Genomic DNA, 15,237 nt, shown 5'->3' with positions numbered 1-15,237 from the left:
TGCATCATGAAGCATGAGGGACTGATTGTTGGTCTGCTGGTCGTCGCGGTGGTCCTTTCTGCGGCGGGACTGGTCCTCGGGGTTGCACGCCCCGCACGCCAGCTCAGGGTTGTTGCTGCCACCGGCACGGCCCAGAAGTCGTTTGTGCCAGATACCGCCCACCTGGACCTTGGTGTCCAGACGGACGCTCCGGAAGTGCAGAAGGCTCAACAGGACAACCTGGCGACGATGAACGACGTCCTGGCTGCCCTGAAGGCGGCCGGCGTCAAGAGCGAAGACATCCAGACGAGCAGTTTCTACGTCAACCAGAACTTTGACTACTCAAGTGGGCAGTCGAAACCGACAGGGTGGCGGGTGAGCAACACCGTGACCGTTCGCGTCAAGCCGGATCTCGTTTCGGCCGTCATCGACGCGGGGTCGAAAGCCGGGGCGAACATCTTCAACAGTATCAGTTTCGACATGAGCAATCGTGAGGAGCTGAAGGCAGGACTGATGAAGGATGCCGTGGCGAACGCGCGGGCGAAGGCCCTGGGAACACTGGAAGGCACGACCCATACTCTGGGGGACATCGTTTCGATAGCGGCAGACTGGTCTGGGCCTTCTGTAGTCTACTCTGGTGCAGAAGGACTTGGTGGGAGCGGTGCAGGGTCCATCCCCGTGGAAGCCGGCACCAATGTCCTGTCGGTCTCGGTATCTGTCAGTTTCGAGCTCGACTGAAAGCCCCTCTGGCATACTGTTCATCCGTTTCGCCCCGTCGGGAGAGATCGACGGGGCGAAACCATATTGTCGGTGTTGCATACCTGCAGCAGGATGGTAGTATGATTTCATGTTCTTCACAATTGGGAATGGGAATCCAGTTGAATGCCACTTCTTGGCGTGATTGAACTGCATGCGCTATTCATGCTGACTTGCGGTTCACTGTCTGTTCACACAAGGCGATGACACAATCATCCATCGAGGGTAGAATACAGCCATGAGAAAGATACTGGTCGTCGAAGACGAAGAGAACATCCGTACGCTCGAGAAGCTCTATCTGCAGAAGGAAGGGTATGAACCCGTTCTGGCCGCGACCGGGCGCGAGGCATTGCGCCTGTTCGATGAGCAGAAACCTGATCTTGTGATCCTGGACCTCATGCTGCCCGAACTGAGCGGCGAGGACGTCTGCCGCGAAATCCGCAAGAAGTCGACGGTGCCGATCATTATGGTGACAGCCAAGAGTGACGAGATCCAGAAGCTGGAAGGCTTGGAGATCGGTGCCGATGACTATGTGACCAAACCCTTCAGCCCGCGCGAACTCATGGCCCGCATCAAGGCGGCGCTCAGGCGGTATGACTGGGAGCGTCTGGCCGATACGGCGCCGGTGGAGAAACTTGTCTTCAAGGATATCGTCGTCTATCCGGGCAAGCACCGCGTTGTCAAGGCAGGCAAGGACATCATGCTCACCCCCAAGGAATTCGAGGTGTTTACGCTGCTGGTCAAGGCCAACGGCGAACCCGTCTCGCGCTCCAGCCTCATCAAGGAAATCTACGGCGGCAGCGATGACGAAGTCTTCGACCGTACCATCGATGCCTACATCAAGAATATCCGCAAGAAAATCCAGGACGACCCCGGAAACCCGACATACATCGAATCCATCTACGGAGTCGGATACCGTATCCTGGTGTAACGTGACCTGTTGAAGAAGACGTCCAGCTTCTATACCAGGCTGATCCTCAGTTATGCGGCGCTTTTGGTGCTGGTCATGGTGCTGTCGATCACCGCAGCGGACGCCTTCTTCATACGGGCATTCAAGACCTTCCTTGCCGGCGGATACGGGTCGCCCTTCGGCATCAAGTCCATGGTCATCGAGCCGAACAGCTACCTCCTGACCACCACGTATCTCAAGTTCCGTGACATGATGCGGGTCTCCGTGTGGATCGGCGGATGCACCGTTATGTTGATCGCGCTCGGCGTGGCGAGCTGGTTTACGCGACGCTTCTCTCAGCCTATCTCCGGATTCGCCGGCTTTGCCGACCGCATCGGTCATGGTGACTACGATGCACAGATCTCGAACAATCAAGGACTACGTGAGTTTGCCGAGCTGTCCGACTCGCTCAATCACATGGCGCACGAACTGAGGTGCCGTGACGAGGTGGAGCAGGAACTCTTCTCCAACCTTTCTCACGAGCTTCGCACGCCCGTGACGGTCATCAAGGGCTACATGGAAGCTCTCGACGCCGGGCTGATCTCCAGCCCCCAGGAGCTGCATTCGGCGGCAGAGGCGATTTCCCAGGAGACGGCCAATCTCGAGATCATGATCAACGAATTGCGGCAGCTTGCCCAGATCGACAACAATGCCGTCAAGCCGGAGGAGTCAGACTTCGACGTCGATGAAGTGCTGGGGTATATCTGGCGAAGATTTGCCCCGATCGCTGCGGCCCGTGGAGTCCTGTTGTCACACCAGTTCGAGGCGCATGCGAAGGTTCATCTCGACCGTCAGCTTCTCGACAGGGCAGTGGCCAATCTGCTGAGCAACGCCATCACTGCCACGCCGTCGGGAAACTGCGTGACACTCTCCAGCGCAGTCGATGGGTCACACAGTGTCTGCATCGTCGTCGAGGATACCGGGTCCGGGATTTCCAAAGAAGACTTGGCGCACGTGTTCGAGCGCTTCTTCAGGGGGGACCGCTCGCGCAACAGGAGGAGTGGAGGCCTGGGCCTCGGTCTTCCCATCGCCAAGGATCTCGTAGAGATCGAAGGTGGTCACCTCGACATCAAGAGCACGGTAGGTGTCGGCACACGCGTCACCGTCTCCTATCCGCGGTCTGTCATCGTGCGTCACGAGTCCCTGCTGGCTTCCTGAACAAGTCGTCTTGCAGCTGCCGCCCGCAGGGCTACACTGAGACCAGCGGCTCATGGCGGCCGACTTGTCGACAGGGGATGGTCCATGGCTGGAGACAATATGTTGCACGCCGAAGTTCATCAGACGGAAGGACTCACATTTGTGGCACGCGGTCCTTCCAATCACTGGGTCGTTCTGGACACGTCCGAATCGGGTGGCGGTCACGGGGCGGGGTCCAATCCTATGGAACTGCTACTGATGGCACTTGGCGGATGCACAGGGATGGACATCGTGTCGATCCTTGCCAAGATGAAAGAATCATACGCGGGATTCTGCGTCGAGCTGTCCGGCGAACGTGCGGAGGAGCACCCCCACCGGTTCACCCGCATCTGCGTCGACTACTACCTGACCAGTGACAGTGTTCTTACAGAGAACGTTGCCAAGGCGGTCCGGCTGTCCGCCAAGAAGTACTGCTCCGTCGGCGGGACACTGGCTCCCAGTGTTGCCCTGGTCCACAGGTATCACATCATCCGTGGCACGGGCGAGGAGACGGGCGAGGTCGTCTAACCGCCTACGTCACTCCCGCGCGCTCTGTCATTCCCGCGAAGGCGGGAATCCATTCCTGCATCACCTGCGGATCAACACCCCTTCCTTATTCACGCTGAATTGAGATGATGGAACGCGCTGCTTTACTCAAGCCCATGATTTGATATGATAAGGACATGGGAGCCAGAAGACATAGGAACAAACACGAGGATCAGACTCCTGTCGGGATGCCGGTCGCCGGGTCGCACAAGAAGGATGTTGCTGCGCCGAGAGCCGCGACAGCAGACACCTCTCAGGATCATACCCTCGACACATTCTTCGACCCCACGCACATACGTCTGAGTAGTCTCATGCAGCGCCAATCTGAGCTGGCGACGCTCGCTTGGCACTTCGCCCTTGCGTCCTTGTTTGTGCCGGTGGCCGGTATCGTTCTCGGTCTTCTCGCGGTTCTGTTCGCGCGCGAAGCCCAGGATATGTTCGATCTCGTCGGGGGAACCGACGTCGACCGGCGCCGGGCGCACAAGGCTCTTGTGATCGGAGCCACGATGACAGGAGTCTGGCTGATCGGGACGATCGTGCTCATCGTTCTCCTCACACCGCACGGATTCTAGCACGGCGTCGCGTCCACACCGCAGTATTCCCGACAATCCCGACCGTACGACGGCAGTTTGCGACGAGGAGATCAGTCGATTCTCACAGGTGAAGTAGACTGCCTCAGAACTTGTAGCCGAACCGCCGCAGCAAGGCCTTTCTGTCTGCCGCGTCGCCGTCGCCCTCGACGCCCTTTGGCTTCTCTCCGTCGATGACGCCCAGGATGCCTCGGCCGGTTCCATCGTCTGCGACGATTACCTTGAGTGCGTTCGCCGTGGCAGCAAAGATGCTGCAGACTTCCGGCACGGTCTTGATGGCGTTCAGGACATTGACGGGGAAGGCATTGCCAAGCAACAGGACGAAGATGTGTCCCGCGCCGATGGCCAGGGCGTTGTCCCGTGCGAGGTCGATCAGGCGCTGGTCCGTCCCGGCGCACCGCACCAGGCAAACTCCCGACGCCTCGTTGAACGCCAGCCCGAACTTCACGCCGGGCACGGCGTTCACCACAGCCTCGTAAATGTCCTCGACACTCTTGATGAAGTGCGTCTGTCCAATGATGACATTCAGGTCTTCGTCCTTTGTGACCGCTACCAGCTCCAGTTGCATGACATCACCCCCACAGGCATTGTAGCGTCAGGCGCAGTCTCGGCAACAAGTTCGCACGGAAGCGTTCGGCCAACGGGAAACTGGCCTGGTCCGCGGCCTCCAGCGAGGTCCAGTTGTCTCAGACGCGCATGTCACGCTGCATCCAGCACACGACAGGCCCGTCGGACCGCCGGGGGAGGGTGTCGAGCGCTCGATTCCTTCGCGATTGTGCCACACTGTTCCTCCTGGGTTCCGTGCGTCGGTTGACAACCCATGCATGCTTGGTACCCTGCATGTAGGGACAGTACAAGTGAAGCTGCGCCCAATTGACAGGAGGTACTCATGCAATACAAGATCATGTATCAGCCGTCCTACTCCTTGCTCGAATTGCAGCTCGACCCGTCTGAGTCTGTCATCGCTGAATCGGATGCCATGGTCAGCATGACGCCGAATGTCAAGATGGAAACCGGTGCGAAGGGTGGCCTGTTTGGCGCACTGAAGCGCGCCGTCGGGGGTGAGAGCCTGTTTCAGAACACCTTTACGGCACAGGATGGACCTGGGGCCGTGACGTTCGCCCCGACCATGGTGGGCGACATCGCAGCCCGTGAGATGAGGGGCGAGAGCCTGTTCGTCCAGTCCGGCTCATTCCTTGTGTCTTCTCCGTCAATCGAGCTCGATACCAAGTGGGGCGGAGCCCGGACGTTCTTTTCCAAGGAGGGGTTATTTGTGCTGAAAGCGACCGGCGTGGGCATGCTCTTCATGTCCAGCTACGGTGCCATCCATGCGGTCACACTTGCTCCAGGAGAGCAGCTGGTCATGGACACTGGCCATATGGTTGCCTTCGACGCGACGATGGGGTACCACGTCCGGACGGTCGGAGGTCTGAAGCAGACGCTGTTCTCCGGTGAGGGTCTGGTCGTAGATCTCACCGGACCGGGCACGATCTATATGCAGACGCGCAACTTCGGAGCTTTCGTGAATTATCTGGTCCCCAAGCTGCCCTTCAAACGCGACTGATCGTTGCTCGTGAACGAGGAAAAGGCCGGCAGGATTGCCGGCCTTTTTGCATGGAAGGATGTTCATGGGCGCTGACTGCCTGGCAGAACTACTCGACGACGATGACCTCTGGCGCAGTCGATGCCATGTTGCTCTGGACGATGGCTGCGCGTTCGGCCACAATCACCCTGAGATCCCCGTCCTGTTTCAGTTCGTCGCGTTCGAGCAACAGGACGTCGTCGCAACGGTCCAGCCGTCCTTGCTCGGCAAGAAGATCTCCTGCATGCAGGAGGAGCATCCGGGCACGCGACAGCGACTTGGCGACGTAGAACCAGGCCTTCTCTGTGACGGCGGATGTCCGGATCATCGCCTGATACTTCTTCCTGAGCAGGATGCTGTTGCCACCGGGAAGCGAGTCCAGCCAGGCGAGCGGATCACGGGCTGCTTCCACACGAGCCGCTGCCCCGGTCTTGCGTGCCCGCAGCAGGGCGACAGGAAGCAGGTCACTGCGTTCCTGCAGGGTCGGAGATCCGACATCGACGATCGATGTCCTGAAGAAGGCGAACGCCCGCATGAAGGCTTCCAGGTCACGCTCGACCGTGAGGTCTGAGCACAGGTCGTGCAAGGCCTGTTCGGTATCCCCCTTCGCTATCGCTTCGGCAGCGAGGAGTGCGGTATCGTCGGAGACTCTGGCTGCGATGCGGTCGAGGTGCGTCCACGGGTCCAGGCCGGCCGTGTCGTTGGCTGCTTCCAGTGCTTCGTCGAGATACTCCTGGATGCCGCGGTGTGCCAGCGCACGTTTCAGGTCGTCTGCCCGGAGCGAGGACGAAACCAGCAGCAGGAGGAGGTCCAGAACGAGAGGACGCATGAAGGTCAGCAGCTGCTGCAGGTTGGCCAGCGTGTCGTCGCCGGTCAGGGCCTCGACTTGGACGCCGTCCAGTTCCGCGAGGTGGGTTCTGTTGTCGCTGATCCATTGCTCCAGGCGAGGCACGGCAAGCCGAACGGCCACCGCCGCCCGCGATACGCGTGGAAGACGGAAGAGGGACGTGGCGGATAATCTGGCTCTGGCAGTTGTCTGCTGCAGCGGCAAATCGTCCAGCGCGTCTCGCGGCAGCCCGGTGCGGTCGAGCAGGTTGCGGGCGAAGGTCGAGTCGATGTAGACGGAACCGTCGAAGACTCTCGCGACATCCGGTGGAATTGGTGGCATCCGTCCTCCGAGCAGCAGTGCCCCAGCGTCCTCCGACAAATCGTGGAGAAGTTCGACCACGATACCGGCGGCCATCGGGCCCAGTGGACGTGGTATCAGACGAGCCAGCGCGCGTCGTGAGAATGTTCGTGCGGAGGCGTGCGCGGGGGCAGGAAGGGCAGACAGAAACGTCAGTTCCTGGCCGTCCCAGATCCAGTCGAGGGTGCAGGGCATGGCCATCCGGTCACCGAGGAGCGCTGCCAGACGTGCAGACTGGATAACAGGGCGTTCGTCAGCGGGCGACGGGGTTGGCCGCCGGATGACCTCGCCGGTCGTCCTGACGGTCCACTCCCAGGCAGCAGCTTCCCCGTCACCCGTACCCAGCGTACATTGCACGATGGCATTCGGCTCGCCGAGGCTGGCATTGGGCGACCAGGAGCGGCCCGAGAGTCCGGGGTGGAGCTCGGCGCGTTGTGCGAGGACTGCCATGGAGGCCGTCGACAGGTACGTGGCCTCCGTCATGCCAGCGTCGCGGGCTCTCCGGATGGTCTGAATGTCCAGAAGTCGCAGCCATGACTCCCGGATACCGTCTTGCAGCCCTGTGAGTCCGTAGAAGACCTGAGGTGTGGCGAAGGCCTCTGGGTCGAACCAGACCCACGAACGTGGCACGACCGGTGAGCATCGTTCCACAATATCGGGGCCGGCCGATTCGACCAGCCGGGCGAAGGCGGGCGTGTCTGCGGTGAAGTCGTACTTCTCCAGCGCGCGCCGGGCATCAGCCAGCGTTCGTGCTCCCGCAAGTGCATGACGGTACGCGGTTCCAGGCAGGACAAATGTCTCAATGACGTTGAAGTTGGCTGTCATCATGGCGACGGTGGCCCTGCCAGTCATGCCGACGCCTCGAAGAGGCAGGACGCGTCGTTCCTGCAATCGAATCCATTTCATGGGGATGCCGTAGCCTCGGTGCACGTGTACTGTGCCATCAGGTCACCTCAATTGGCCACTCATGGGCTCAAGTGAAGTTGTTGAGCCGTCAGGTCGCCACTTATTGTAGTCTCCAGCGGCTCCCTGGTCAACCGGAAGCTCACCGCGCAGGAAAATCAGGGGCGTCGAGCAGGGCAGGGAGTTCGGTGAGCGAGTCGATGACGTTCACTGCCGTGGTCGGCGCAAATGGCGCCGTATGATGCCGGCGATACCAGCAGAAATCCATGCCGGCCTCTAGGGCACCTGCGGCGTCGCTGGCGAGCGAGTCGCCGACAAACAGGCACTCGCTCGGTCCCAGGCCGAGCTGGTGAAGCGTCTCGTCGAATATGGCTGGGTCCGGCTTTTCGACGCCGCTGTCGCCGGAGATGACCACGACATCGAGGAGCTCGGCAAGCCCCGAGGTGGCAAGCCGTTTCCGCTGGATGTCAGCAAGTTCGTAGTTGCTGACGACGCCGGTCCTGTACCGCGTGTGGAGAAGTGCCAGGACTCGCAGTGCTTCAGGCTCCGGGACGCTGTGGAGGACAAACCAGTCCTGACATGTGAGCGCAGCAACAGCGGGGTCCATGCCGTCCAGATACCCCATGGCGGCAAGCTCCTCAAACGTCACGCGGAAAACGTCTGCACGACCGACGGTTCCCGCCATGTAGAGGTTCCACGTGGCATTGTGGACACTGCGGAACGCTGCGGCAAACAGAGCAAACGGGGTAGCAGGGGAATCGGTGCGATAATCGAAGACGTGCCTGCATGCTGCTTCCTCGCTGGCGTCAAAGTCCAGCAGCGTGTCGTCGACGTCGAAGAGGACAGCATCATATCTGTGCATGGGCGACCTGGATTGATCCGACGTGAGCATCTGACCACAGACATGGACGGTTCCAGACTGGCGGAGAGGGTGGGATTTGAACCCACGTGGCAGGGGTTACCCACCAACCCGCTCTCCAGGCGGGTGCTTTCAGCCGCTCAGCCACCTCTCCGCATGGTAGGAACACGAACAGAACAAGTATACGGAAAACGTCCTCAGATGCAACGAACAGGGAGCAAGCGGCCGTCTATTGCTGCGATCCTGGCGTAGTCCGCTTCTGACTGGCCAGGCTGTCCAGGACGTAGATGGTGTTCTTGCCGCTCTTCTTGGCTTGGTACATGGCAAGATCGGCGAGCAGGAGCAGGTTCTTTGGGTCGGACACGCGGTCCTCGAAGCTTGCCACGCCGCCGCTCAGTGTGACGACGGTACGGAAGTGGCGGTGGTCACGAGCGCTGTTGCGTTCGACGGATGCGCGGATACGCTCGGCGGCCTTGCGGGCATCGGTGCGAGAGGCCTCGGGCATCAGGATGACGAACTCCTCGCCGCCGTACCTGTAGGCTGAATCGACACTGCGAATGCTATGGCGCAGGATGTCCGCGATGCTCTGAAGGGCAAGGTTGCCGTCCAGATGGGAGTAGGTGTCGTTGTACTTCTTGAAGTCGTCGATATCAAAGAACAGGAGGGAGAACACTTCACCAAACCGTGCTGTGCGCTCCGACTGCTCGACGGAGTGCGTCACGAACGCGCGATAGTTGCCCAGGCCCGTCAACTCGTCGGTCACCGAGAGCTCGTCGATGCGATGGACGTACAGGATGTTCTCAGCGACCAGGCTGCAGTCCGAGACGAAAGCCTCCACCATGTGCCGCTCTTCGTCCGTGAGAAGCACGGGGCGTTTGAACGACATGTACAAAACACCATACAGGATGCCTTCGAGTGTCATCCGGAGCGTCAGCTCGGTCATGGCCCCTGGAGCGAGTGGAACCATCGTGTTCGAGACTTCAGAGTGGACGACGGAAATGCTGGGACTGCTGAACGCTTCGGCCAGGATACCCGGCTCGACTCCGGACTCCGGAGTGAACCCGATGATGTCAGCCTGGCTGACGACCAGCTGTCTGGACTCCGCGTCGAAGGGGATGTATGCCGATCCGTCCGCCTCCATGACATCCTGCAGTTTGCGAGCCGTGGCAGACAGGAACTGCCGCAGGTCTGTGCGCTTGAAGGAGGTGTCGAACAGTTCCTTTGCCGCGAGTTGATACTTCGTGAGCAGGGCGGAGCACTGCTTCACGAAGATCTTCTGTACGATGGACTCCGCATAGGCCATGAAGAGGTCGAATGCACCGGTCTCGCTGACAGTCAGCAGTCTGTGGTCCCCGATGCCCACGATGACGAAGCCCACGAGGCGTTGCTCGAAGTCCAGCTGACGCACCAGCAGTTCGCGACCCTGGAGCAGGCCGGTGACCGAGCGCGACAACGAGTGCGTTACAGCCAGTCGGGCCCGCAGCTCGCTTTCGAAGAGACGGACAGGTTCTGCCTCTTCCGTGCTGGCTGCCCGTATGGCAGTCCAGGCGCGTGCCGTGTTGCCCGAGTTCTCCAGCAGGACGACGCTCCCTGGCCCGGGCAGGATTCGCTGCAAGAGGCGACTGAGATGCGCTGTTGCCTGTTCGGCCGTCGAGACGTCGATGTTTTCCAGCTCTGCCCTGTTGATGGCTTCGCGGATATTGCGCTGCTCTTTGACTTCTTCCCAGATCAGCCTGACCTGCAGGAATCCCTGTACCTCTCCGGCGACTGCCAGGACGTCCGCCGCAACGTCGCTGGTGAAGTAGTCGCGCTGGCCACTTTCCAGGTTGAGCACAGCGATGACTCGCCCTTCCGCATTTTTCATCGGGATGGCCAGCTCACTGCGCGTCACCTCATCGGCCATGGCGTAGTTGGCATGATCGGCGATGTTGGGGACATTGACGATCGTTCGTTCGCGCAGCGCCTGTCCAAGGGCACCTGCTCCTGCGTTCATGCGGGCAATGATCTCCTGAGGCGAGACAGGGGACTTGGGCGGCGGCACCGTAAAGAAGTGGTTGACGTGGTCATTTTCCACCATCAGCAGATTGATGCGCGACAGCTGGAACGCGTTGTTCATGATGGAGAGGAACCTGTTGATCTCCTCCTCGAACGGAAGGGGGGAGACGATAGCGGAGGACAGCTGGTTGGTGACGGTCAGTGTGAAGTTCTTGCGCTTGAGAGCCTCCATCATCGTGGCATTATCCAGCACTGAGGCTGCAATATTTGCAAATGACGTGAACAGCGCCAGGTCGTCTTCGTTGAACGGATTCTCGACGCCAATGCGGCTGACAGATACCAGGCCGTACTTCTGGCTGCCTTTGCGCAGTGGAGCGACCATCATCGATTCGGGCTCTTCGGGGGTGCCGTAGATCTGCATGGCGCGCGGGTCCAGCAGAGCGTTCTTGATAAGCTCGGGGGTGTCGCCGTCAAAGATCTTGCCCAGAATCCCCTCTCCCCGTCGGATCCGCAGGTGCGAGAGAGCCTCGCGGTACTCGCTCTTGGCGGCGACGACGGACAGGTGTTCCATATCCGCATCAATGGTTGCTATCATGGCGTCGTCGGCTGAGAAGAACAGCGCTGCGCGGTCCGTGATGGCCTCCAGGACCTGTTGATAGGCTTGAGATGCAGCCATGTCCTGGATGATGGCGGTAAGGAAGGACAACTTGTGGAAGGCGGCCTGCATGCGGTCCTTGTCGCGACTGACATCGGCGACGCGGGTATCCATGGCGCGAAGACTGTGCCTGACATGTGCATCGGCAGTATACGACAGGATCCCCACGCCTGCGACCGCAAGCATCCCTGCGCCAATCTCCCCCCAGTTGGCTGACCGGAGCGCCTGCAGGAAGCCGCTGCCTTGCTGCTGAGCAATCGACAATGCCTGGCTTGCCACAAGGCTTGCCAGGGCTGCCATCAGGTACAGAGGAAAGCGCCCGTTCTGCAGGAGGATGGACGCGATGACGACGAAGGTGCCACTGACGACGAAGCTGACGTCAAACGGCAGGATGCGCGTTCCGCCATAGAACATGGGTTTGCCCATCAGCAGGGGACTGCCCAGCGCACCCACGAAGAGGTTCATGGCGATGCCGTCGAACAGGATCTGGTGGCGGAGGAGGGCGCGCACCGCCCCGCTACGGGGCGCGAAACGTTCTATGAGGTCAAGCGCAACGTTGAAGGCGATGCTGGTGACAAGGAGCCCGGGCAGAAGCACGAGCCCGATGGGACCAGGGGTCTGGGTGAGCACAGCAAGAAGCCACCAGACGCTGCCTCCAGCAATGACGGCGTACCGGAGCAGAATGAGTGCTCTGGCTATGTTGCGTTCGCGGGATCTCACGGTCTGCAAACCCTCTCCATAGAGAAACTATAGCGTGCCCATGGAAAATGCAAACCGCACCCGGGCCATGCACTGACCGGTCGGAGCGAGAGTCGGGAAGACTTGTGAACGAGAAGGCAGTCTAGAAGCTGAGCAGAACCTCGACAACGCGCGAGGAGGCGAGGATGATGAGGAACGAGGCGCCGGCCAGCGCGAAGGCCAGGACTGGCGTCCAGCGGGCTGTGCGCCCGCGCTGCGGTTCGGTTGCTGTCAGGACCTGGTGCAGCAGGTCTTCCGGTACCCTCACGCCGTCGACAGTCGCGTGATAGTGTGTCCGAAGCAGCTGCTCAAGCTCGTCGTCATTGTGTTCGATGGTCACGATGTGCCTCCAGGAAGGCCTTCAGCTCTTCCTTCGCGCGGAAGAGGCGCGATTTGACGGTCCCCACGGGCTTCCCGATGAACTCCGCGATCTTCTCGTAGGACATTTCCTTGTAGTAGTAGAAATACAACACGTCTCTCAGGTTGCCCGGAAGGTGCCGCATGCCTGCTGCGACGTCCTGGACGTTCTCGGCCTGCACCGGGTCGTACCCCACCCCATCCATACCCGGCTGCGGCAGGGCGTCTCCCGGGGTCAGGAGGGGAAGTTCCCGTCCCTTGCGCCGGCGAAAGCTGCTTGCTTCATTCATGGCAATCCTCATGACCCACGTCGTTGGGGCGGAGTTGCCGCGAAAGGACGGGAGGAAATGACGCACCTTGAAGAACGTGGACTGAAAGACGTCGTCCGCGTCGAACCGGTTACCCATTCGTGCGACCAGGTATGCGTAGATTTCGTGTGCACAACTGTTCATGAGGGTCTCGAAATCCAGGAGCATCGATGCTAGAAGAAATCGGTGAGGCTTGGCAGGATGAGATACCGGTACAGCAGGACGACGGCCAGTGCCCCGATCCAGCTGACAGCCAGTGTTGCGGCGAAGGCGACGCCCCACCATGACACGGCCTGTCTGAAGGACAGTCCCAGCACCGCCGAAACGACCAGGCACGCGAACACGAAGGCTGCGACGAACCAGAGGACCGCCCAGGGCAGTACCTGGAATAGTGTTCCCCGGATGAACGAAAATCGCAGCAGCGCTGTCATACGAGGCAGGATCAGGGGTCCAAACAGCAGACAAAACGAGACGGAAGATACCAGAAATGCCTTGAACCAGGAAAGCCTGACTGGAAGGCGGTACGCGTTGTAGCGAACCATGAACAGCATCACGAACGGTGCAACGACGACACCGCCCAGCAGTGCGGTCAGTCGAGCCGTAATGAGGCCCGGAATGATACCGAACATCACTCGTCCTTACCCTCCCATCCGCGTGAGCTGGGCATGTAGTGCCCTGCATCTGTCCACAAGAAGGCGGGTCCGTGCGATGGTCGTCAGGAAACGCTCCTGTCCCGCAGCACCTCTCTTCAAAAGGATCCATGCGGCTTCTATGCGCTTCTCGCCGGCCAGTGCGAGGACGTCGGCAAGAAGCCGATCACTGACACGCTGGTCCCGGGCAACGCGTCTGTTTGCCCTGACCACTTGGTCGAGCGCGATCCGGTAGGTGCGGACGAGGACAGGGGCCTGTCGAGCAGGCTTCTTGAGTGAACGTGAAAAGAGCACTTCAGTGGTGACGTAGGTCGCCAGCTCGCGCGCAGCATCCGAAGTCGCCTTGTTGTTGGTCCTGTAGAGGGCCAGGTCGGCCGTGAACGTCGATGTCGCACCGGCGACCGGCGCCAGCAGTGAGCAACACAGTATGCCCACGATCAGGCAGGAAATCAGTCTCGGTGTTCTCATCGCATCACCCGCTATTAGACGGCCGATGTTCCGGCATTGTTCACGGGACGGGCGCGACTCTGCTCCGGCTGGAGGCTAGCTGGTATGACTCAGTTCCAGGAAGGCCTGCAATGCTTCCTCGAATCGTGAGTCTTCCAGCAGACTATTGGCATATCGCATCGTCATGTGAGCGGGTGCGGCCGGTTGCGACGGTTGTCCGGAAGAAGTGAGCTCGGAGCCTGAGTTGGGCACAGATACTGGCTCCCGAATGCTCGTGGGGATATGATGAGGGACAGCGGACACTCGGCTGAGTTCTTCCGTGGCTGATTCCGGGGTGGAAGCCCGGACGACGCTGGGATCGATGTTGACCGGCGCACGGGACATCGGAGCCGGTGCGGGTGTCGGCCGCAAGTCGCGCGCGATGAGCTGTGCCTGTTCCAGCATACTCGCCATGTGGGCCATGATCGGCTGTGATGGTACTGCCGGCTCTTCGGTCGTCAGCGAAGCGACCGCCGGGGAGGCCTCGGGAGGTGTTTCCGGTTCAGGAACACGAGGCTGCTGGGAAGGGCCCGGAAGGGTGAAGGTTTTCTCAAGCGCAGCAGCAGTCTTTTGCTCGCACGGCGTCAGGGCCGTGGTGTCGAGGGAATCCGCTTCGGTGGTTCCAATGAGGTTCTCCAGTTCCCACACTGGTAGCACCATGGCGAAGATGGAATCGGGAAGGTCTTCGAGAGACTTGATGAAGTTGATATGGCGCAGCGTTTCCTCGTCGAGGTTGGAGTAGCCCAGACCGGTGGCCCGGTCATTGAGCGGGTCAACCTCGAGCAGGCGGCGGACGAAGAGCTCCCCTTTCTGATGGTTGCCGAGCTGGTCGTCATAGGTCTTCCACAGCAGGTAGAGTCTCTCAGGAAATGCTTCATAGCTTGCCAGGCCGCTCTCGAGCAGAACGAGGGCCTCACGGATCTTGCCGCTGCGCCGCTGCAGAGAAGCAGACAGTGCCTTCAGCACAGGGTCGGTCGGGTTCTGCTCGACCAGTTGCTGGACATCGGACTCGGTCATGTCCGGGACGCGCAGTCTGAGGTTGCTGTATGCAGCGAGAAGCGGGTTCTGGAGCTGGGCGGCACAGATGGCCCTGTGGTTGCGGAGTCTGAGGTCAGTGAGGAACGTGTTGTCGGAGGAGAGCGAGAGGCACTTCAGGAACGCGAGTCTGGCTTCGTCGGTGCGCCGGAGAGCCAGCAGGATGCTCGCGTGGACCAGATGGCAGAGGGGGCTGGCAGGATCGATGTTGAGCGCGTACCGACTTTCGATGAGGGCTTCGCCGGGCTTGTTGCGGAGGAAGTACCCCAGCGCGATGGCCAGCTGGACGCGCAGGCTCTTGGAGGAAACCGACAGCGACGCTTCAAGGGCGGACTTGAGCGCATCCTGCGGCCGGTTGGAGAGGATGTAGAGATAGGTCTTGCCAACGCTGACCAGCCCATCGCGGGGGTTGCGCTCGAACATCGCTTCGTACAGATTCAGCCGGTCGCTCAGGTTTTCCTGTGTCATTGCATCACCTCACTCATTA

Annotated in this window: 13 protein-coding genes and 1 tRNA gene; 6 read left to right on the top strand and 8 right to left on the bottom strand. The window is 60.4% G+C overall.

Annotated features, from left to right (window positions below):
- The first annotated feature begins 6 nt into the window (after positions 1 to 6).
- From C0398_03075 to C0398_03055, 5 genes are all read left to right on the top strand, one after another.
- The gene (locus C0398_03075) at positions 7 to 717 is read left to right on the top strand and encodes a hypothetical protein (protein MBA4364975.1); all 711 of its coding nucleotides are present in this window, start codon (positions 7 to 9) and stop codon (positions 715 to 717) included.
- A gap of 256 nt (positions 718 to 973) precedes the next feature.
- Complete coding sequence (locus tag C0398_03070; protein ID MBA4364974.1) at positions 974 to 1,666, top strand: DNA-binding response regulator; 693 nt, start codon at positions 974 to 976, stop codon at positions 1,664 to 1,666.
- Positions 1,667 to 1,675: 9 nt separating this feature from the next.
- Complete coding sequence (locus C0398_03065) at positions 1,676 to 2,842, top strand: hypothetical protein (GenBank protein ID MBA4364973.1); 1,167 nt, start codon at positions 1,676 to 1,678, stop codon at positions 2,840 to 2,842.
- Between the two features lie 84 nt (positions 2,843 to 2,926).
- On the top strand, positions 2,927 to 3,388 hold the full coding sequence (locus tag C0398_03060) for an osmotically inducible protein OsmC (protein ID MBA4364972.1): 462 nt from the start codon (positions 2,927 to 2,929) through the stop codon (positions 3,386 to 3,388).
- Positions 3,389 to 3,543: 155 nt separating this feature from the next.
- On the top strand, positions 3,544 to 3,978 hold the full coding sequence (locus tag C0398_03055; protein MBA4364971.1) for a hypothetical protein: 435 nt from the start codon (positions 3,544 to 3,546) through the stop codon (positions 3,976 to 3,978).
- Positions 3,979 to 4,081: 103 nt separating this feature from the next.
- Here C0398_03055 and C0398_03050 read toward each other — a convergent pair whose 3' ends face one another.
- On the bottom strand, positions 4,082 to 4,564 hold the full coding sequence (locus tag C0398_03050; protein MBA4364970.1) for a hypothetical protein: 483 nt from the start codon (positions 4,562 to 4,564) through the stop codon (positions 4,082 to 4,084).
- Positions 4,565 to 4,885: 321 nt separating this feature from the next.
- On the opposite strand from C0398_03050, the gene C0398_03045 reads away from it, so the two are divergent.
- Positions 4,886 to 5,560, top strand: coding sequence for a TIGR00266 family protein (locus C0398_03045; GenBank protein ID MBA4364969.1), 675 nt, complete (start codon positions 4,886 to 4,888; stop codon positions 5,558 to 5,560).
- An 88-nt stretch (positions 5,561 to 5,648) separates the two neighbouring features.
- Here C0398_03045 and C0398_03040 read toward each other — a convergent pair whose 3' ends face one another.
- The 7 genes from C0398_03040 to C0398_03010 all read right to left on the bottom strand — a co-directional run bounded on the left by C0398_03040 (position 5,649) and on the right by C0398_03010 (position 15,218).
- On the bottom strand, positions 5,649 to 7,694 hold the full coding sequence (locus C0398_03040; GenBank protein ID MBA4364968.1) for a hypothetical protein: 2,046 nt from the start codon (positions 7,692 to 7,694) through the stop codon (positions 5,649 to 5,651).
- A 115-nt stretch (positions 7,695 to 7,809) separates the two neighbouring features.
- Entirely contained in the window at positions 7,810 to 8,559 is a 750-nt protein-coding gene (locus tag C0398_03035) for a hypothetical protein (protein MBA4364967.1), read from the bottom strand.
- A gap of 28 nt (positions 8,560 to 8,587) precedes the next feature.
- Positions 8,588 to 8,680, bottom strand: a tRNA-Ser gene (locus C0398_03030).
- A gap of 75 nt (positions 8,681 to 8,755) precedes the next feature.
- A complete protein-coding gene (locus C0398_03025; protein MBA4364966.1) occupies positions 8,756 to 11,905 on the bottom strand; it encodes a hypothetical protein in 3,150 nt (1,049 codons plus the stop codon).
- Positions 11,906 to 12,017: 112 nt separating this feature from the next.
- On the bottom strand, positions 12,018 to 12,254 hold the full coding sequence (locus C0398_03020) for a hypothetical protein (GenBank protein MBA4364965.1): 237 nt from the start codon (positions 12,252 to 12,254) through the stop codon (positions 12,018 to 12,020).
- Positions 12,235 to 13,341, bottom strand: a complete 1,107-nt coding sequence (locus C0398_03015) for a hypothetical protein (GenBank protein MBA4364964.1) — start codon at positions 13,339 to 13,341, stop codon at positions 12,235 to 12,237. The genes C0398_03020 and C0398_03015 overlap by 20 nt, the downstream gene beginning before the upstream one ends.
- 431 nt (positions 13,342 to 13,772) lie before the next feature.
- Positions 13,773 to 15,218: a hypothetical protein gene (locus C0398_03010; GenBank protein ID MBA4364963.1), complete on the bottom strand. Its 1,446-nt coding sequence runs from the start codon at positions 15,216 to 15,218 to the stop codon at positions 13,773 to 13,775.
- Between the last annotated feature and the right edge of the window lie 19 nt (positions 15,219 to 15,237).

The organism is Coprothermobacter sp., assembly GCA_013824685.1.
GTDB lineage: Bacteria > Caldisericota > Caldisericia > Cryosericales > Cryosericaceae > Cryosericum.
The sequence above is the reverse complement of the archived record's forward strand: the minus strand, read 5'-3'. Positions and strand labels throughout refer to the sequence as shown.